General features: G+C 66.4%; 13 protein-coding genes. 7 read left to right on the top strand and 6 right to left on the bottom strand.

Going from position 1 to position 16,406, the window contains the following annotated elements; all coding sequences use genetic code 11:
• Window positions 1-55: 55 nt before the first annotated feature.
• On the top strand, window positions 56-2,548 hold the full coding sequence (locus MJ122_RS01945) for a TonB-dependent receptor (protein WP_275590577.1): 2,493 nt from the start codon (window positions 56-58) through the stop codon (window positions 2,546-2,548).
• Between the two features lie 202 nt (window positions 2,549-2,750).
• On the opposite strand, the gene aqpZ is transcribed toward MJ122_RS01945, so the two are convergent.
• The 4 genes from aqpZ to MJ122_RS01925 all read right to left on the bottom strand — a co-directional run bounded on the left by aqpZ (window position 2,751) and on the right by MJ122_RS01925 (window position 6,941).
• The gene (aqpZ, locus tag MJ122_RS01940) at window positions 2,751-3,431 is read right to left on the bottom strand and encodes an aquaporin Z (RefSeq protein WP_088416654.1); all 681 of its coding nucleotides are present in this window, start codon (window positions 3,429-3,431) and stop codon (window positions 2,751-2,753) included.
• Window positions 3,432-3,809: 378 nt separating this feature from the next.
• Entirely contained in the window at window positions 3,810-4,433 is a 624-nt protein-coding gene (locus MJ122_RS01935; protein ID WP_088416656.1) for an NAD(P)H-dependent oxidoreductase, read from the bottom strand.
• Window positions 4,426-5,820: a class II fumarate hydratase gene (locus MJ122_RS01930; protein ID WP_088416657.1), complete on the bottom strand. Its 1,395-nt coding sequence runs from the start codon at window positions 5,818-5,820 to the stop codon at window positions 4,426-4,428. The genes MJ122_RS01935 and MJ122_RS01930 overlap by 8 nt, the downstream gene beginning before the upstream one ends.
• A 107-nt stretch (window positions 5,821-5,927) precedes the next feature.
• Window positions 5,928-6,941, bottom strand: coding sequence for a DUF2804 domain-containing protein (locus MJ122_RS01925; protein ID WP_088416658.1), 1,014 nt, complete (start codon window positions 6,939-6,941; stop codon window positions 5,928-5,930).
• Between the two features lie 168 nt (window positions 6,942-7,109).
• Between MJ122_RS01925 and MJ122_RS01920 the strand changes: the two genes are divergently transcribed.
• The 5 genes from MJ122_RS01920 to MJ122_RS01900 all read left to right on the top strand — a co-directional run bounded on the left by MJ122_RS01920 (window position 7,110) and on the right by MJ122_RS01900 (window position 11,531).
• Complete coding sequence (locus MJ122_RS01920) at window positions 7,110-7,622, top strand: DUF2059 domain-containing protein (RefSeq protein ID WP_239742002.1); 513 nt, start codon at window positions 7,110-7,112, stop codon at window positions 7,620-7,622.
• A 52-nt stretch (window positions 7,623-7,674) separates the two neighbouring features.
• Window positions 7,675-7,986 (top strand): BolA family protein, encoded by a 312-nt coding sequence (locus tag MJ122_RS01915; RefSeq protein WP_088416659.1) that lies wholly within the window; start codon window positions 7,675-7,677, stop codon window positions 7,984-7,986.
• Between the two features lie 175 nt (window positions 7,987-8,161).
• The gene (locus MJ122_RS01910; RefSeq protein ID WP_239742000.1) at window positions 8,162-9,097 is read left to right on the top strand and encodes a rhodanese-related sulfurtransferase; all 936 of its coding nucleotides are present in this window, start codon (window positions 8,162-8,164) and stop codon (window positions 9,095-9,097) included.
• A gap of 36 nt (window positions 9,098-9,133) precedes the next feature.
• Window positions 9,134-9,736 (top strand): DsbA family protein, encoded by a 603-nt coding sequence (locus tag MJ122_RS01905; protein WP_172419186.1) that lies wholly within the window; start codon window positions 9,134-9,136, stop codon window positions 9,734-9,736.
• The gene (locus tag MJ122_RS01900; protein WP_239741998.1) at window positions 9,729-11,531 is read left to right on the top strand and encodes an ABC transporter ATP-binding protein; all 1,803 of its coding nucleotides are present in this window, start codon (window positions 9,729-9,731) and stop codon (window positions 11,529-11,531) included. Before MJ122_RS01905 ends, MJ122_RS01900 begins: the two co-directional genes overlap by 8 nt.
• On the opposite strand, the gene MJ122_RS01895 is transcribed toward MJ122_RS01900, so the two are convergent.
• A complete protein-coding gene (locus tag MJ122_RS01895) occupies window positions 11,522-12,409 on the bottom strand; it encodes a class I SAM-dependent methyltransferase (protein WP_239741997.1) in 888 nt (295 codons plus the stop codon). The two genes, MJ122_RS01900 and MJ122_RS01895, sit on opposite strands and share 10 nt — an antisense overlap.
• Before the next feature lie 129 nt (window positions 12,410-12,538).
• Window positions 12,539-13,642, bottom strand: a complete 1,104-nt coding sequence (locus MJ122_RS01890; protein ID WP_239741995.1) for a PAS domain-containing protein — start codon at window positions 13,640-13,642, stop codon at window positions 12,539-12,541.
• Between the two features lie 310 nt (window positions 13,643-13,952).
• On the opposite strand from MJ122_RS01890, the gene MJ122_RS01885 reads away from it, so the two are divergent.
• Window positions 13,953-16,403: an EAL domain-containing protein gene (locus tag MJ122_RS01885; protein ID WP_239741993.1), complete on the top strand. Its 2,451-nt coding sequence runs from the start codon at window positions 13,953-13,955 to the stop codon at window positions 16,401-16,403.
• Window positions 16,404-16,406: the final 3 nt, after the last annotated feature.

The following is a 16,406-nucleotide window of genomic DNA, read 5'->3' as shown; positions in this document are numbered from 1 at the left end:
ATTCAACTTCCCGTTCGCGCGCCCGCTGGGCTGCGCCGTGCTGCTCGGCAGCCTGATGATGGCGGAGTACAGCCGCGCCGCCGACTGGCAGGTCGACCTGCCGGCGCAGGCGCTGAGCGAGTCCATCGGCAGCCTGTCGCAACAGGCCGGCGTGCAGGTGCTCTACGACGCCTCCCAATTGGACGGCCTCAAGGCGCCAGCGGTGAGCGGCCGCTACAGCGTGCGGGAAGCGCTGGAGCATCTGCTCAAGGGCTCTTCGCTGGAGCTGGTGGAGGCGGGTGACGGCTTCGTCGTGCGACGTTCGGGCAAGGTCGACAAGTTCAGCGACAACGCCATCGAACTGGATTCGCAGACCATCGTCGGCAGCGGCCTGTCCGTGGATTCCAGCAGCGTCGGCCGTTCGACCCTGACCCGCAAGGACATCGAGCGCATCCAGGCCGACAACATTCCCACCCTGCTGCAGACCCTGCCCGGCGTGACCATGGGCGGCTCGCCAAAGCCGGGCGGGCAGACCGTGAACATCTGGGGCCTGGGCGATGCCGAGGACGTGCCCTTCACCCTCGATGGCGCCCCCAAGAGCGGCTTCGAGCGCTACCAGCAGGGCACCGTGTTCATCGAACCGGAGCTGATCAAGCGCATCGAGGTGGAGAAGGGCCCGCACTCGGTCTACAACGGCAACGGCGGCTTCGGCGGCACCGTGCACATGGAGACCAAGGATGCGCCGGACATGCTGCGCGACGACCAGAACGTCGGCGCCATGCTCAAGTACGGCTACCACTCCAACGACCAGCAGAAGATCTACAGCGGTGCCGTCTACGGCCGCACCGAGGACCGGAAGGTCGATGCGCTGGCCTACCTCACCGCCCGTGACGGCCGTGACATCAAGCTCGCCGGGCATATCCCCGACCCGAACAACAATTACCCCATCAACCCCAGCCGCCTGCCCAACAGCGCCCAGGACCTGGACGCCGGGCTGTTCAAGCTGAACCTGCACCCCAACCTCGACAACGACATCAGTCTGGCCTACAGCCGCTCCCACAGTACGCGCTGGACGCCGTTCTCCTCGGCTTCCTACCCGACGCCGCCGACCCAGTCGAGCATTGACCGCTACGGCTACGAGGCCGCGCTCAAGCGTCTGCTGGCGCATCGCGACACCACCGACACCACCTGGTCCGGCAAATACGAATACCACCCCATCGACAACCCGCTGATCGACCTGATGGTGCAGTACTCCGAGTCGCACATCGACCAGACCGACGAGCGCAACCCGGACGCCTTCTTCCAGGTCTCCACCGGTGGCCGCAAGATGGACACCGACTACAAGGACAAGGTGCTCGAGCTGCGCAACACCAGCCTGTTCGCCACCGGCCCGGTGCAGCACGCGTTCACCGTGGGCACGCAGTTCCACCGCCACACCCGCACCACCGACATGTACATCCCCGGCTCCACCTATGACACCGCGCGCTACAACCACGGCCACTTCCAGCCGACCTTCATGCCCAGCGGCAAGCAGAACACCAACAGCGCCTACCTCCAGGACGCGCTGACCCTGGGCAGCGTGACCATCACCCCGTCGTTGCGCTTCGACCACGTGCGCAACCAGGGCAAGGACAACGACGCGCCGATCTACAACAACGCAGCCCAAGGCCACGACTACAGCTCGCAGACCTACAGCGGCTGGTCGCCGCGCCTGTCGCTGTTCTGGACCGCCACCGAGCGCCTGGGCTTCTTCGCCGACTACAGCCGTACCTGGCGCGCGCCGGTGATCGACGAGATGTACGAGGTGCAGAACAGCAGCACGGTCAGCGCCACCAGCCGCGACCTGGACCCCGAGCGCATCCACGCGCTGCGCTTCGGCTCGCTGGTCAACCTGCCGGACCTGTTCATCAACGGCGACAACCTGCAGGTGCGTACCACGCTGTTCCAGAACAAGATCAAGGACGAAATCTTCCGCACCCGTAGCGTCGGCTGCGAACAGCAGGCCATCGACAACGGCACCCTCTCCGGCAGCTGCGGCGATTTCCTGCCGCTCTCCAACTACCGCAACCTGCCGGGCGTGACCTACAAGGGCTTCGAGATCGAGAGCTTCTACGACAGCCCCTGGCTGTTCGGCGGGCTGTCGTATTCGTGGGTGACCGGCAAGCACGACGGCGCCTACAGCAACCCCTGGGGCCCGAACGTGTGGGCGCGCGACGTGCCCCCGGCCAAGTGGGTCGCCACCCTGGGCACCAGGATCCCGTCCTGGGACGCGCAGATCGGCTGGCAGGGCGAGTTCGTTCGCAAGACCGACCGCCTGCCCAGCGACAAGTACTCCGGCGGCATGGGCACCAGCGTCGGCGACATCTTCTGGGACCAGACCGTCAACGACAGCTACGACACCCACCGCATCTTCGCCAGCTGGAAGCCGCGCCGCCTGGGCCTGGAGAACACCGAGCTGAACTTCACCGTCGACAACCTGTTCAACCGCGACTATCACCCCGCGCTGGCGGGGGACAGCGTCTACAGCCAGGGCCGCAACGCCAAGTTCAGCCTGACCCAGTACTTCTGATCCGGTAGGCCGCCCAGGCCTGGATGGCGGATAACGCCGTGGGTGTTATCCGCCCTACGGAAAGTGCCAGCAGCCAAGGGTCGCTCGCCGAGTGCCCAGCGCAGGGCGCATAAGGTGGAACGCTTTATCCGCCGATGGCCTTGCAGCCGCAACGAAAAAAGGGCGCCTCGAGGCGCCCTTTTTCTTGTCGCAGGTAGCAGGCTCAGGCCGCCGGGCGTACCACGCGGTAGACCAGTGCACCGATCACGCCGCCCACCAGCGGGCCGACCCAGAACAGCCACAGCTGCTTCATGAAGGCCGGATCGGCGAACAGCGCCACGCCCAGGCTGCGCGCCGGGTTCACCGAGGTGTTGTCGATCGGGATGCTGATCAGGTGGATCAGGGTCAGCGTCAGGCCGATGGCGATCGGCGCAAAACCGGCCGGGGCCAGCTTGCTGTCGGTGGCGCCCATGATCACGAAGAGGAAGAACGCGGTCAGCAGTACCTCGATGGCCATCGCCGAGTGCAGGCTGTAGCCGGTCGGCGAGAGGGCGTCATAACCGTTGGCGGCGAAGCCGGCCAACGCATCGAAGCCCGGCTTGCCGGAGGCGATGTAGAACAGGACGGCACCGGCGATCACGCCGCCGATGCACTGGGCGACGATGTACGGCACCACATCCAGCGTGCGGACGCGGCCGCCGGCCCACAGGCCGAGGGTGACGGCGGGGTTCAGGTGGCAACCGGAGATCGGGCCGATGGCATAGGCCATGGTGACCACGGTCAGGCCGAAGGCGAGGGCGACACCCAGGACGCCAATGGCGTGGGCGGCGAAGATGGCGCTGCCGCAACCACCGAACACCAGCCAGAACGTGCCGATCATTTCGGCGGAAAGTTTGCGAAGCATGCTGCCTCCAGAGGCAAGAGGAACCCCGGATTGGGGCGAGCGCATGCTAGGGAAGTCGAGGGTGGGCGCGGTGTAGGAGAATTCCTTGAGTGGGTCGGGCAGTTCCGAAGCGGCAATGCGGACGCCGCGGCCTGGGCGCGGCGCAGGATGGCGTGGAGCGAAGCGGTGGATGAGCTGTTCTCGGCGTTGGCGAAGGTGAAGGCGTCTGCCGAGGCGGCTTGATCGGCTGGGGGGTGGAAATCCCGCTCCGGGTTATGCGCCCTACGGCTCTTCGTAGGAGCGAGCTTGCTCGCGAACAGCTCAACGCCGGCGCTGTCGTTTGACTCTGTTCGCGAGCAAGCTCGCTCCTACAGGTTTCTATCGCTTCCGCCGCGCGGTTCAGGCTTGCGTACCCAACTGTTCCGCCCGGCGCAGCCAGCCCTGGCGCTGCTCTTCACCGGAGCCGCGCACCGGGCTGAATTCTTCCAGGTGGTGCAGGGCGATGCCGCAGGGCGCGAGGATGCAGCGGGTCATCTGTCGGTGCGCCGGGGCGCCCTGGCGCAGGCGGTAGTGCCAGTGGGTCTGGTCATGGCTGACCAGCAGGTCGGCGCTGCGCCCGCCCAGCAGTGGCTCGAACTCGCGGGACTCCAGCGAGCGGTAGCGGAAGGCGAAGCCCGGTTGCAGCACGCGGTCGAAGAAGCCCTGCAGCAACGCGGGCAGGCCGCCCCACCAGATCGGGTAGATGAAGGCGATGTGCTGCGCCCAGTGGATCTGCCGCTGGGCTTCGAGCACGTCCGGCTCCAGGTTCTGGCTCTGTTCGTAACCGCCGCGCAGCACTGGGTCGAAGTTCAACTCGCCGAGCCTGAGCGTGTGCACCACATGGCCCTTGGCGCGGGCGCCGTGAGCGTAGGCCTCTGCCAGTGCATGGCAGAAACCGCCCGGCTTGGGCGAGCCCAGCACCAGCAGCACGCGCTTGCCGTCGCCCTCAAGCGGGGTTGCCCCGGAACGGGTCGGTTCAGCCATTCTGCCCGGCCTCCAGCATGGTCTCCGGGCGCACCCATTGGTCGAACTCGGCGTCGGTCAGGTAACCCAGTTCCAGCGCGGCTTCGCGCAGGGTCTTGCCCTCGGCGTAGGCCTTCTTGGCGATCTCGGCGGCCTTGTCGTAGCCGATGTGCGGGTTGAGCGCGGTCACCAGCATCAGGCCGCGGTCGAGGTGCTCGCGCATCTTCGCCGCGTCCGGCTCCATGCCGGCGATGCAGTGGGTGTTGAAGTTGCGGCAACCATCGGCCAGCAGGCGCGCGGACTCCAGCAGGTTGTGGATGATCACCGGCTTGTAGACGTTGAGCTGCAGGTGGCCCTGGCTGGCGGCGAAGGTGATGGCGGCGTCGTTGCCGAAAACCTGGCAGGCGAGCATCGACAACGCCTCGCACTGGGTCGGGTTGACCTTGCCGGGCATGATCGAGGAGCCCGGTTCGTTGGCCGGCAGTCTTACCTCGGCAAAACCCGCGCGCGGGCCGGAGCCGAGCAGGCGCAGGTCGTTGGCGATCTTCATCAGCGCCACGGCGAGGGTCTTCATGGCCCCGGCCAGGGTCACCAGCGGTTCGTGGCCGGCGAGGGCGGCAAACTTGTTCGGTGCGGAAACGAAGGGCAGGCCGGAGAGGTCGGCCAGCTCGGCGGCGATGGCGTCGGCGAATTCCTTCGGCGCGTTCAGCCCGGTGCCGACGGCGGTGCCGCCCTGGGCCAGTTCGTAGACAGCCGGCAGCGCCGCGCGAATGGCGCGCTCGGCATAGTCCAGCTGGGCGACGAAGGCAGAAAGCTCCTGGCCGAAGGTCACCGGCGTTGCGTCCATCAGGTGGGTGCGCCCGGTCTTCACCAGGTTGGCGTGGCGCGCGGCCTGCTGGGCGAGCCCGCCGCTGAGCTCGGCGATGGCCGGCAACAGGTCGTGCTGTACCGCCTGGGCGGCAGCGATGTGCATGGCGGTGGGGAAGCTGTCGTTGGAACTCTGCGCGCGGTTCACATGGTCATTGGGGTGCACCGGCTTCTTGCCGCCGCGGCCGTTGCCGGCGATCTCGTTGGCGCGCCCGGCAATCACCTCGTTGACGTTCATGTTGCTCTGGGTGCCGCTGCCGGTCTGCCAGACGACGAGGGGGAACTGGTCGTCGTGCTCACCGGCGAGCACTTCGTCGGCGGCTTCCTCGATCAGGCTGGTGATGTTCTCCGGCAACTCGCCCAGTTGCGCGTTGACCCGCGCGGCGGCCTTCTTGATCAGCGCCAGGGCGTGGACCACGGCGAGCGGCATGCGCTGCCCGCCGATGGCGAAGTTCTGCAGCGAGCGCTGGGTCTGCGCACCCCAGTAGGCGTCTTCGGGGACCTCGATGGGACCAAGGCTGTCGGTTTCGGTGCGGCTCATGGCGCTTCTCCGGAAAAAGGGTCTCGGCCAGTTTAGGCCGCTACGGGGCTTCCGGGTTCCTCGCTGGCTCAATGGCCGTGATAGAGCGGTTTCAGTAGCGCAGCAGATCACCAGCGGGCATGCGTGGCGCCGATCCAGCCGAGGGCGCCGCTGACGGGCACCAGGTCGCCGTCGGCGCTGCGCAGCGAGCCGTCGAAGCGCCCGAACCACTGGCTGGTCTCGGCGAACAGCGGGCCCAGGCGAGGGCAGGCGCGATGCAGCTTGCGCGGCGTGAAGGTGAGTTCGACGCGCTCCTCGCTGCCGCGCAATTGCCAGGGCGAGAGCGGATCGTGCGGTGCCTGGTGGATATCCACCGGGCCGTCCAGCGGCTGCAGCTCGCCGCCGAACCACAGGGCGTTCTCGCTGAGGTGGCTGTTTTCCGTCCAGCCGCTGCCGAAGTTGCCGGCTATACCACCGGGCGCGGCGAAGGCAGCGCGGGTCCAGTGGGTATTGAATGGCCAGACGCCGCGACCGAAATCCAGCGCGGCGAAGCTCTGGCCTTCGCTGCAGCGATAGGTCTTGTGGCCCAGGGTCAGGCTGCCGCTGATCGGCAGGCCCATCTGCCGGCTGCAGGCGTGGAAGCACTTGCCGCCCATGGGCACCACCAGGTTGACCGACTCCAGGTGCGCCGGGCGCTGCACTTCCAGCGAGAGGTTCAGCGGCTGCCCGCCCAGGTTGGGCGCGCAGGCGGTGATGCGCAATTGGCCGGGCTGCTCGTCGAAGCCCAGGCGCAGCTGGCCGTGTTCGAAACCATGGGTCTGATTCGGCGTATCGGGCAGCTGGCAGCCCAGGCCGAAGGGGCTGAACTGGGTACGGTGCACCGACTGTCCGGTTTCCAGGTCGAGGAAATAAACGGCGCCGTAGCCCAGGTAGTCCAGGTCGGCGATGGTGATCGACAGCATCCAGCCCGGCGCGTTGATGCACCAGTGGTTCCAGCGCTTGCGCCGGCCGGCGTTGCCGGACAGCTGGCAGAGCGTCTGCGGCCGCGACGACCAGCCCACGGCCGCGCTGTTCAGGCGGCCGCGCGCATCGCACAGGAGCGGCGCGGCGAAGGGCGTCGGCGGGCGGGTGAGGGTGTTCATCGGTCACATCCGTGTGGCAACGCGCCGCAGCATGCCGTTTCATGAACTGTCCTACAAGAGAAGCCGGTCACTTCCAGGGCATTTGCCATTCTCTTGAGCGCATTCCGAACTTAGGCGCAGAATGGCGGGTCCCACCCGGACACACTTTCAGACTCACAGGACTGCCCCATGACCGTTCTTCGTTCCCTCTGCACCGCAGCACTACTGGTTGGCTTCAGTTCCATGGCACTGGCTGATGCCAACGCCGAGGCGGAGAAATTCCTCAAGCAGGTCCATGCCGACAAGCTGACCGTTCCGGTCTACGCACAAGTCCAGCAGATGCTCGCCCAGCGCTTCGCCCAGGCCAAGGCGCCGGACAGCAAGAAGGCCGTGCTCGATCGCTACCAGGCCAAGGCCAACGCCGAACTGGACCGCGCTGTGGGTTGGGACAAGCTCAAGCCTGAACTGGTCAAGCTCTACACCAGCAACTTCAGCGAATCCGAGCTCAAGCAGCTGAACGACTTCTACGCGTCCCCGCTGGGCCGCAAGGTGCTGGAGAAGATGCCGCGCCTGACCGCCGAATCCGCCCAGCTGACCCAGGCCAAGCTGCAGACCGCAGTAGAGCCGGTGAACAAGCTGATGGCCGACATGGACAAGGAACTGGGCGTGAAGGCCCCGGCTGCTCCGGCCAAGAAGCCCTGATCGTCCTGATTTCCATCTGCCTGAACCGTACTGACTGCCAGCGAGGCCCGACATGAGCATGCGTGACCGACTCCAATCCGCCCTGGGCGCTCTCGAACCGCAACACCTCGAGGTGCTCGACGAGAGCCACATGCACAGCCGCGGGCAGGAAACGCACTACAAGGCGGTGATCGTCAGCCCGGCCTTCTCGGGGTTGAACTCGGTGAAGCGGCACCAGAAGGTCTACGGCACGCTCGGCGAGCTGATGGGCCAGATCCACGCCCTGGCCCTGCATACCTACACTCCGCAGGAGTGGGCGCAGCAGGGACAGGCGCCGGATTCGCCGACCTGCCGCGGCGGCAGCAAGCACGATCTTCCTCACTGATCGGCTCGGCTGACCAACCGCGTGCGGGGTTCGCCCCGCTCCGGTAGAATGCGACACCCAGCGCCGGCTTCTGCCGGCGCTGTCATTTTCAGCTGTCGATCAGCTTTTGTTTCCAAACTTGCTTTTCCAAAGAAGCCCGGTCCGCCCTTTACGCGGGCGACCACTGGAGTGATGCATGACCACCGAAAGAATCGTCGTCGCGGCGTTGTACAAGTTCGTCTCACTGCCCGATTACGTCGCCCTGCGCGAACCCCTGCTGCAGACCCTGCTGGACAACGGCGTGAAGGGCACCCTGCTGCTCGCCGAGGAAGGCATCAACGGTACCGTCTCCGGCACCCGCGCCGGCATCGACGGCCTGCTCGCCTGGCTGCGCAACGACCCGCGCCTGGCCGATGTCGACCACAAGGAGTCCTATTGCGTTGATCAGCCCTTCTACCGCACCAAGGTCAAGCTGAAGAAGGAAATCGTCACCCTCGGCGTGCCGGGCGTGGACCCCAATGCCAAGGTCGGCACCTACGTCGAGCCCAAGGACTGGAACGCGCTGATTTCCGATCCGGAGGTGCTGCTGATCGACACCCGCAACGACTACGAAGTGGCCATCGGCACCTTCGAGGGCGCCATCGACCCGAAGACCAAGTCGTTCCGCGAGTTTCCCGACTACATCCGCAAGCATTACGACCCGGCCAGGCACAAGAAGGTCGCGATGTTCTGCACCGGCGGCATCCGCTGCGAGAAAGCCTCGAGCTACATGCTCAGCGAAGGCTTCGAAGAGGTCTTCCACCTCAAGGGCGGCATCCTCAAGTATCTGGAGGAGGTGCCCGAGGCGCAGACGCTCTGGCGCGGCGACTGCTTTGTGTTCGACAACCGCGTGACCGTGCGCCATGACCTGACCGAGGGCGACTACGATCAGTGCCATGCCTGCCGCAACCCGATCTCGGTGGAGGATCGCGCCTCCGAGCATTACGCGCCGGGCATCAGTTGCCCGCACTGCTGGGACTCGCTGTCGGAGAAGACCCGCGCCAGCGCCCGCGAGCGGCAGAAGCAGATCGAGCTGGCGCGCCAGCGCAACCAGCCGCACCCCATTGGCCGTGACCCGCGCGCGGAGACCTGATCCATGACCAGCCGCCTGCTCTACGTAATGGACCCGATGTGTTCCTGGTGCTGGGGCTTCGCCCCGGTGGCCGAGAAGCTCGTCGAGCAGGCACGCGCCGCCGGCGTGCCGCTGGCGCTGGTGATGGGCGGGCTGCGCACTGGCCAGGGCGCGGCCCTGGAGCCGGCCACCAAGCGCTACATCCTCGAACATTGGCAGGCAGTGCATCACGCCACCGGCCAGCCGTTCCGCTTCGAGGGCGCGCTGCCCGATGGATTCGTCTACGACACCGAGCCGGCCTGCCGCGCGGTGGTCACCGCTCGCCGCCTGGACGAGGACTGCGCCTGGGCGCTGGTGGGTGAAATCCAGCAGACCTTCTACGCCGAAGGCCGCGACGTCACCCAGGCGGCCGTACTCACCGAACTGGCCGAACGCGTCGGTCTGCCACGCATCGAGTTCGCCGAAGCCTTCGACAGCCAGGACAATCACCTGGCGACCCTGGCCGACTTTTCCTGGGCGCGCGACCTGGGCATCGCCGGCTTTCCCACGCTGCTGGCCGAGCGCGATGGCCAACTGGCCCTGCTGACCAACGGCTACCAGCCGCTGGACGAACTCGCGCCGCTGCTGGAGCGCTGGCTGGAGCGCGGGCGGCATGCCTGAGCCGTCCGCTGACCGCCTGAGCTGGGCGGAAATCCGCCGGCTCGCATTTCGTCATCGCAAGGCCCTGCTCCTCGCCAACCTGGTCGCCGTGCTGGCCACCGCCTGCAGCGTACCGATTCCGCTGCTGCTGCCGCTGCTGGTCGATGAAGTGCTGCTGGGCAAGGGCGACGCCGCCCTGCAGGTGATGAACCACTGGCTGCCCGACGGCTGGCACAGGCCCGCCGGGTACATCGGCCTGATGCTGCTGGTGACCCTGGTGCTGCGCAGCTGCGCGCTGGTGTTCAACGTGCTGCAGGCCAGGCTGTTCGCGCGGTTGTCCAAGGATGTGGTGTACCGCATCCGCCTGCGCCTGATCGAACGGCTGAAACGTATCGCCCTGGGCGAGTACGAAACCCTGGGTGGCGGCTCGGTCAGCGCGCATCTGGTGACCGATCTCGACACCCTCGACAAGTTCGTCGGCGATACCCTGAGCCGCTTCCTGGTGGCGCTGCTGACCCTCTGCGGCACCGCCGGCATCCTGATCTGGATGCACTGGAAGCTGGCACTGCTGATCCTGCTGTTCAATCCGCTGGTGATCTTCGCCACGGTGCAGCTGGGCAAGCGCGTGAAGCACCTGAAGAAGCTGGAAAACGACAGCACCTCGCGCTTCACCCAGGCGCTGACCGAAACCCTCGAAGCCATCCAGGAAGTGCGCGCCGGCAACCGCCAGGGCTTCTTCCTCGGCCGCCTCGGTGTGCGTGCCCGGGAAGTGCGCGACTACGCCGTCGCCTCGCAGTGGAAGAGCGATGCCGCCGGGCGCGCCAGCGGGCTGCTGTTCCAGTTCGGCATCGACCTGTTCCGCGCCGCAGCCATGCTCACCGTGCTGTTCTCCGACCTGTCCATCGGCCAGATGCTCGCGGTGTTCAGCTACCTCTGGTTCATGATCGGCCCGGTGGAGCAATTGCTCAGCCTGCAGTACGCCTTCTACGCCGCCGGCGGCGCGCTGACCCGCATCAACGAGTTGCTGGCGCGCGCCGACGAGCCGCATTACCCGCACCGCCGCGACCCGTTCGCCGGGTACACCAGCGTCGGCATCCAGGTGCGCGACCTGAGCTTCGCCTATGGTGAGGAGCGGGTGCTGGACGGGCTCGACCTGGACATCGCCCCCGGCGAGAAGGTTGCCATAGTCGGCGCCAGCGGCGGAGGCAAGAGCACCCTGGTGCAGCTGCTGCTGGGCCTCTACCAGCCGCAGGCCGGCAGCATTCGCTACGGCGGTGCGGCGCTGGAGGAGATCGGCCTGGACTGCGTGCGCGAGCACGTGGCGGTGGTGCTGCAGCATCCGGCGCTGTTCAACGACACGGTGCGCGCCAACCTGACCATGGGCCGCGAGCGCGACGACCCAGCCTGCTGGCGCGCGCTGGAAGTGGCGCAACTGGCCGACACCATTCGCGCCTTGCCGCAGGGGCTGGACAGCGTGGTCGGGCGCTCCGGTGTGCGCCTCTCCGGCGGCCAGCGGCAACGCCTGGCGATCGCCCGCATGGTGCTCGCCGAGCCCAAGGTGGTGATCCTCGACGAGGCGACTTCTGCTCTCGATGCCGCCACCGAGTACGCATTGCACCAGGCCCTGGAGCGTTTCCTCGAGGGGCGCACCACACTGATCATCGCCCACCGCCTGTCCGCGGTGAAACAGGCTGACCGCGTGCTGGTGTTCGATGGCGGGCGCATCGCCGAGGACGGCGACCACCAGCAACTGATCGCCGAAGGCGGGCTCTACGCCCGCCTGTACGGGCACCTGCAGCAGGTTGATCAGCCGTAGCGGGTGACTTCGAGGAAGGCCACGCAATTGCCTGGGTCGTGGAAGACTCGCGCGCTGGCGATGTCGTTGTAGGGGATGCCCAGCAGCAGGTCGAGCAGAGCGGCGTCGTTGCGGTAATGCGGGTGCCAGTCCAGCAGGCCTTCGAGATAGGCGATATTCGGCACGCCGGGCAGGAAATTGCCCATCAGCAGGCGTCCGCCGGGCAGCAGGCGGGCGAAGAGGTTGCGGGTCAGGTCGCGGGCGTCTTGCTCGTCCAGCACCTCGTAGAGGCCGGGCGAGTAGATCAGATCGAAATGACACAGGTCCTGGCGACCGTAGAACAGATCGTCCAGCGTACAGAGCTGGGTGCGGATGCCGAGCGCGGCATAGCTGGCTTCCACTGTCTGCAGGGACAGCACCTGCGCATCCAGCGCGGTGAAGGCGCGGAACTGGCCATGGCGCAGCGAGCGCGCCAGATCGGCTTCGCGCAGGTGCCCGCAGCCCACGCAGAGAATGCGCGCCTGGCCGTTGAGCTGGTCACAGCTGCGGTCGATTTCTCGCGCCAGCAACTGGCGCCGCGAGCGCAGCGCGCGGGCGGCCGGTGCCGAGCTTGCGTAGCGGAACAGTTCTTCGGTGGGACCGTCGGGCAGCAGTGAACGCAGGGTGCTATCGATGCCGTACAGGTAATCCATCAGTACGGCATTGCCCGCGCCTTCGCCCATCGGTCGTTCGCGGCGCCTCGGAAAGGGCAGCACGCGCGGGGTTGGCATCGCCGGCCGGGCGCCGACCGCCAGCGCCAGCAGGTCGGTCTCGTCGTCCTTGAGGTGACGCAGTTGCTGTTCGAGTTGTTCGATGGCTTGGGTGAGTGAGTCCGGATGCTGCTGAATGCGATTGTCCATTCCGTCCGCCTGGAGTGCTCTGCTCAGTGAGATGAGGGGTACCGGCCGGCCAGGCCGGTGATCCGTTCATCACCTTAGGGGGCGCTTGGCCCCCGGGCCATCATCTGAATGAATGACGACCGCGAATATTCAGCGTTGCCCGAGCCGGACCAGCAGGCTGACCAGTTCAGCCTGGCGGCTGGTGCGGGTCTTGCGGAACAACGCACGTAGCTGGCTGCGCACGGTGTTGATCGAGGTGCCGAGCTGGTCGGCGCATTGCTCGGGCGCCAGGCCGCTAACCAGCAACGCGCCCAGGCGCTGCTCGGCCGGAGTGAGGCCGAACAGATCGCCCAGCAGGCCGCTCTGGCGATGCGCGTCGAGCAGCGCCAGCAGTACCAGCGGGCGTTGGAAGGGCTGGTTGAAGCTCGCTTCGGCGGGCACCGGCGTGACCAGCAGTTCCTGACCGCTGCCGTCGTCCAGCGGCAGCCAGCCGGCTTTGCCCTTGCCGGTGCCGGGGGCCGCGTGGCGTACCAGGGCCTGGAGCTTCGCATCGTGCTGGCGGCAATGCAGGCGACCGAAGACTTCCTGGAACAGGCTGCCGCGCAGCCCCAGCCGCTGCTGCGCCGCCTGGTTGGCATAGAGCACGCGGGCATTGCCTTCCAGCAGCCAGAGTGGCGTAGGGTGCTGATCCAGCAGCAGGTCGCGGTGGGCCAGTTGCTGGCGCATCGCGTCGATGCGCCCGAACATGCGCGCAGCGCGGGTCAGATGCTGGCTCACGCGGTTGAGCAGCGCCTGTTCCTGCGGGGCGGGATAGCGGGCGCCGATATTGGTCAGCACCGACAGGTAGATGCCTGAAGCGTCCTGCTCGTTGAGCTTCACGCAGGACACGTTGTGCATGCCGTTGGGCCGCTGGAATTCCTGGTAGTAAGGATCGCGGGCGATGCGCTGCGCGCCGTATTCCTCGCGGTCGTGGTACCAGTGACCGACCGGCCGGCGCTGCATGAAGCCCTTGCACGGGTCGATGGCGCTGAACTCGCGATTGTAGGTCTCGATGGCGCCCGGGTCGCAGAGGTTGATTTCGCTGGCCACCGCGCCGCTCTCGGTCTGGTCCCAGAACAGCATCGCGCCCTGCTGGCGGCCGCTGGCGCCGATCAGCCCGGTGAGCAGCGGCAGCCAGTTGGCCTCGTCGAGCACGCACTCGTAGGCCAGGCCCACGAGGTGATCGAACTGCCTGTCCAGATCCCGCCGTGGCATGGCCGCTCCGTCGGTTGGTTGCAGATTGCACGACTGAGGTATGGCACATGGCCTTGTGCCCTGCAAGACCGCCGATCGTTCAATCGTGCCAGCCCGCTTTTGGAGTGATAACAGGCATTTCTCGCTGCAAAAAACACATTTTTCCGCCGGACGGCGGGTCTCACGGCACAAAGGCCCCTGCCGGAATTCCCATGATCGGCTAGAAGTTAAGAAAGGGGCGGCCTGAGAGAAAAGTCCCGGGTGAGCCTGCTTTGCACCCTTGTGGCCTGCCAGGCATTTAAGAAGGAAGTCGAAACTGGTTATGGATGCAATGGGACTCTTGCCGACCCGGCGTACGACGCGTCTGCTCAGGCTGGTCTGGCCGTTCATGGTCGTGGTCCTGCTACAGACGCTGATCGGCAGCGGCAGCTTCTTTATCCTGTCCGGCGTACGCGCCTATGTCGGCGGCGAGAGCCTCTGGTCCAAGGGGCAGAAGGACGCCATCCATTACCTGCAGCTCTATGGCCAAAGTCGCGACCCGGCGGATTACGAGCGCTACCGGGCTGCCATCGCCATTCCCCAGGGTGACCGCACTTTCCGCGCCGCCCTCGATCTCAGCCAGCCAGACCTCGAACTGGCCCGCGCCGGCGCCCTGCAGGGTGGCATCCATCCCGACGACATCGGCACACTGATCTGGCTGTACCGCTACTTCCATGAGTACAGCTACTTCGACCAGGCCGTGAAGATGTGGATCATCGGCGATGCCTACCTCGACCAGCTGGAGCAGCTGTCCGATGAGATGAGCGCGAAGATCCGCGCAGGCGACGTCCGCCCCGGTGACCTGAGCTACTGGAACAGCCGCATCCAGGCCATCAACGACGGCGTCACGCCGGCTGCCATGGCCTTCTCCGCGGCACTGGGGCAGGGCTCGCGGATGATCATGTGGGTGCTGCTGGTGGTCAACGGCCTGACCGGACTGGCGCTGATCCTGCTGGCGGTGTGGCGCACGCGCAAGCTGCTGCGCCAGCAGCGCGCCTTCGAAAGCGCCCTGGATACCGAGCGGGAACGCGCCCAGACCACCCTGGCGGCTATCGGCGACGGCGTGGTCACTCTCGATGCGCACGAATGTATCGCCTACTTCAATCCGGCCGCCGAGCGCCTGATCGGCTGGGACAATTCCATGGCGGTCGGCCTGCCGCTGCGCTCGCTGCTGCGGGTATTCGACGAGAACTCCCAGGTGGAGGGGCTGCCGCTGGTGGGGCAGATCCTGCGCGGCGAAGTGGACGGTGGCAGCGAGACCAGCAAGCTGATCCAGCGCCTGGACGGCACCAGTGTGGCGGTGACCCTGGTCGCCACCCCCATTCATGCCGAAGGCAAGGTGGTCGGCACGGTGCTGGTGCTGCATGACATGACCCGCGAGCGCCAGTACATGGCCAGCCTGTCGTGGCAGGCGACCCACGATGCGCTGACCGGCCTGACCAACCGCCGCGAATTCGAGTTCCGCCTCAAGCAGGCCCTGGATAGCTCGGCGGACTCCCACGACCGGCATTCGCTGATGTACCTGGACCTGGACCAGTTCAAGCTGGTCAACGACACCTGTGGCCACGCCGCTGGCGACGAGCTGCTGCGCCAGGTCTGCTCGGTGCTGCAGCAGTGCCTGCGCGACGGCGACACCCTGGCCCGCCTGGGCGGCGACGAGTTCGGCATCCTCCTGGAACATTGCCCGGCAGACCTCGCTGAGCAGATCGCCGAGCGCATCCGGCTGACCGTCCAGGCCCTGCATTTCATATGGGAAGGCCGTGGCTTCAACATCACCGTGAGCATCGGCGTGGTGCACATCTCCGCCATGCTGGTGTCGGTGGAAGAGGCGTTGCGCTGCGCCGACATGGCCTGCTACATGGCCAAGGAAAAGGGCCGCAATCGCGCCCAGGTGTTCCGCCCGGACGATACCGAGCTGTCCAACCGCGTCGGCGAGATGGCCTGGGTGCAGCGCATCCGCCTGGCGCTGGAGGAGGAACGCTTCTGTCTTTTTGCCCAGCCGATCTTCCCGGTCGACGATCGCGTGCTCGAAGGCGCCCATGTCGAGCTGCTGCTGCGCCTGAACGACGAGTGCGGGCGGCTGGTGGCGCCGATCAACTTCATCCCTGCCGCCGAGCGCTACGGCCTGATGCCGGAGATCGACCGCTGGGTCGTCGAAAACGCCTTCAGGACGCTGGCCGAACGCGCCGCCGAGGGCGGTTACGAACCGATCCACACCTGCGCCATCAACCTCTCCGGTGCCACCATCGGTGACGACACCTTCCTCGACTTCCTCCGCGAAGTGCAGCCGCGCTACGGCATCGAGCCCGCCAGTGTGTGCTTCGAGATCACCGAGACCAGCGCCATCGCCAACCTGGTCAACGCCACGCGCTTCATCCAGGAGCTCAAGGCCCTGGGCTATCGCTTCTCGCTGGACGACTTCTGCGCCGGCATGTCGTCCTTCGTCTACCTCAAGCATTTGCCGGTGGATTACCTGAAGATCGACGGCAGCTTCATCAAGGACATGCTCGAAGACCCCATCGACCGCGCCATGGTCCAGGTGATCAACCAGATCGGCCATGTGATGGGCAAGCGTACGGTGGCGGAATTCGTCGAAACCCAGGAAATCCTCGAAGTGTTGCGGGAAATCGGCATCGACTACGCCCAGGGATATGGCTTGGCGCGGCCGCAGCCCTTCAATCGAAGCTTCCTGCGTGAGACCCACGTCGCAGCTGTAGTATCCGACACAACCTCCGGACGGTGACGC

This window comes from Pseudomonas sp. DP-17 (assembly GCF_022380625.1).
In the GTDB taxonomy this organism is placed as follows: domain Bacteria; phylum Pseudomonadota; class Gammaproteobacteria; order Pseudomonadales; family Pseudomonadaceae; genus Pseudomonas; species Pseudomonas nitroreducens_A.
Note: the sequence above shows the minus strand (reverse complement) of the source record. Positions and strands in the feature narration are given on the sequence as shown.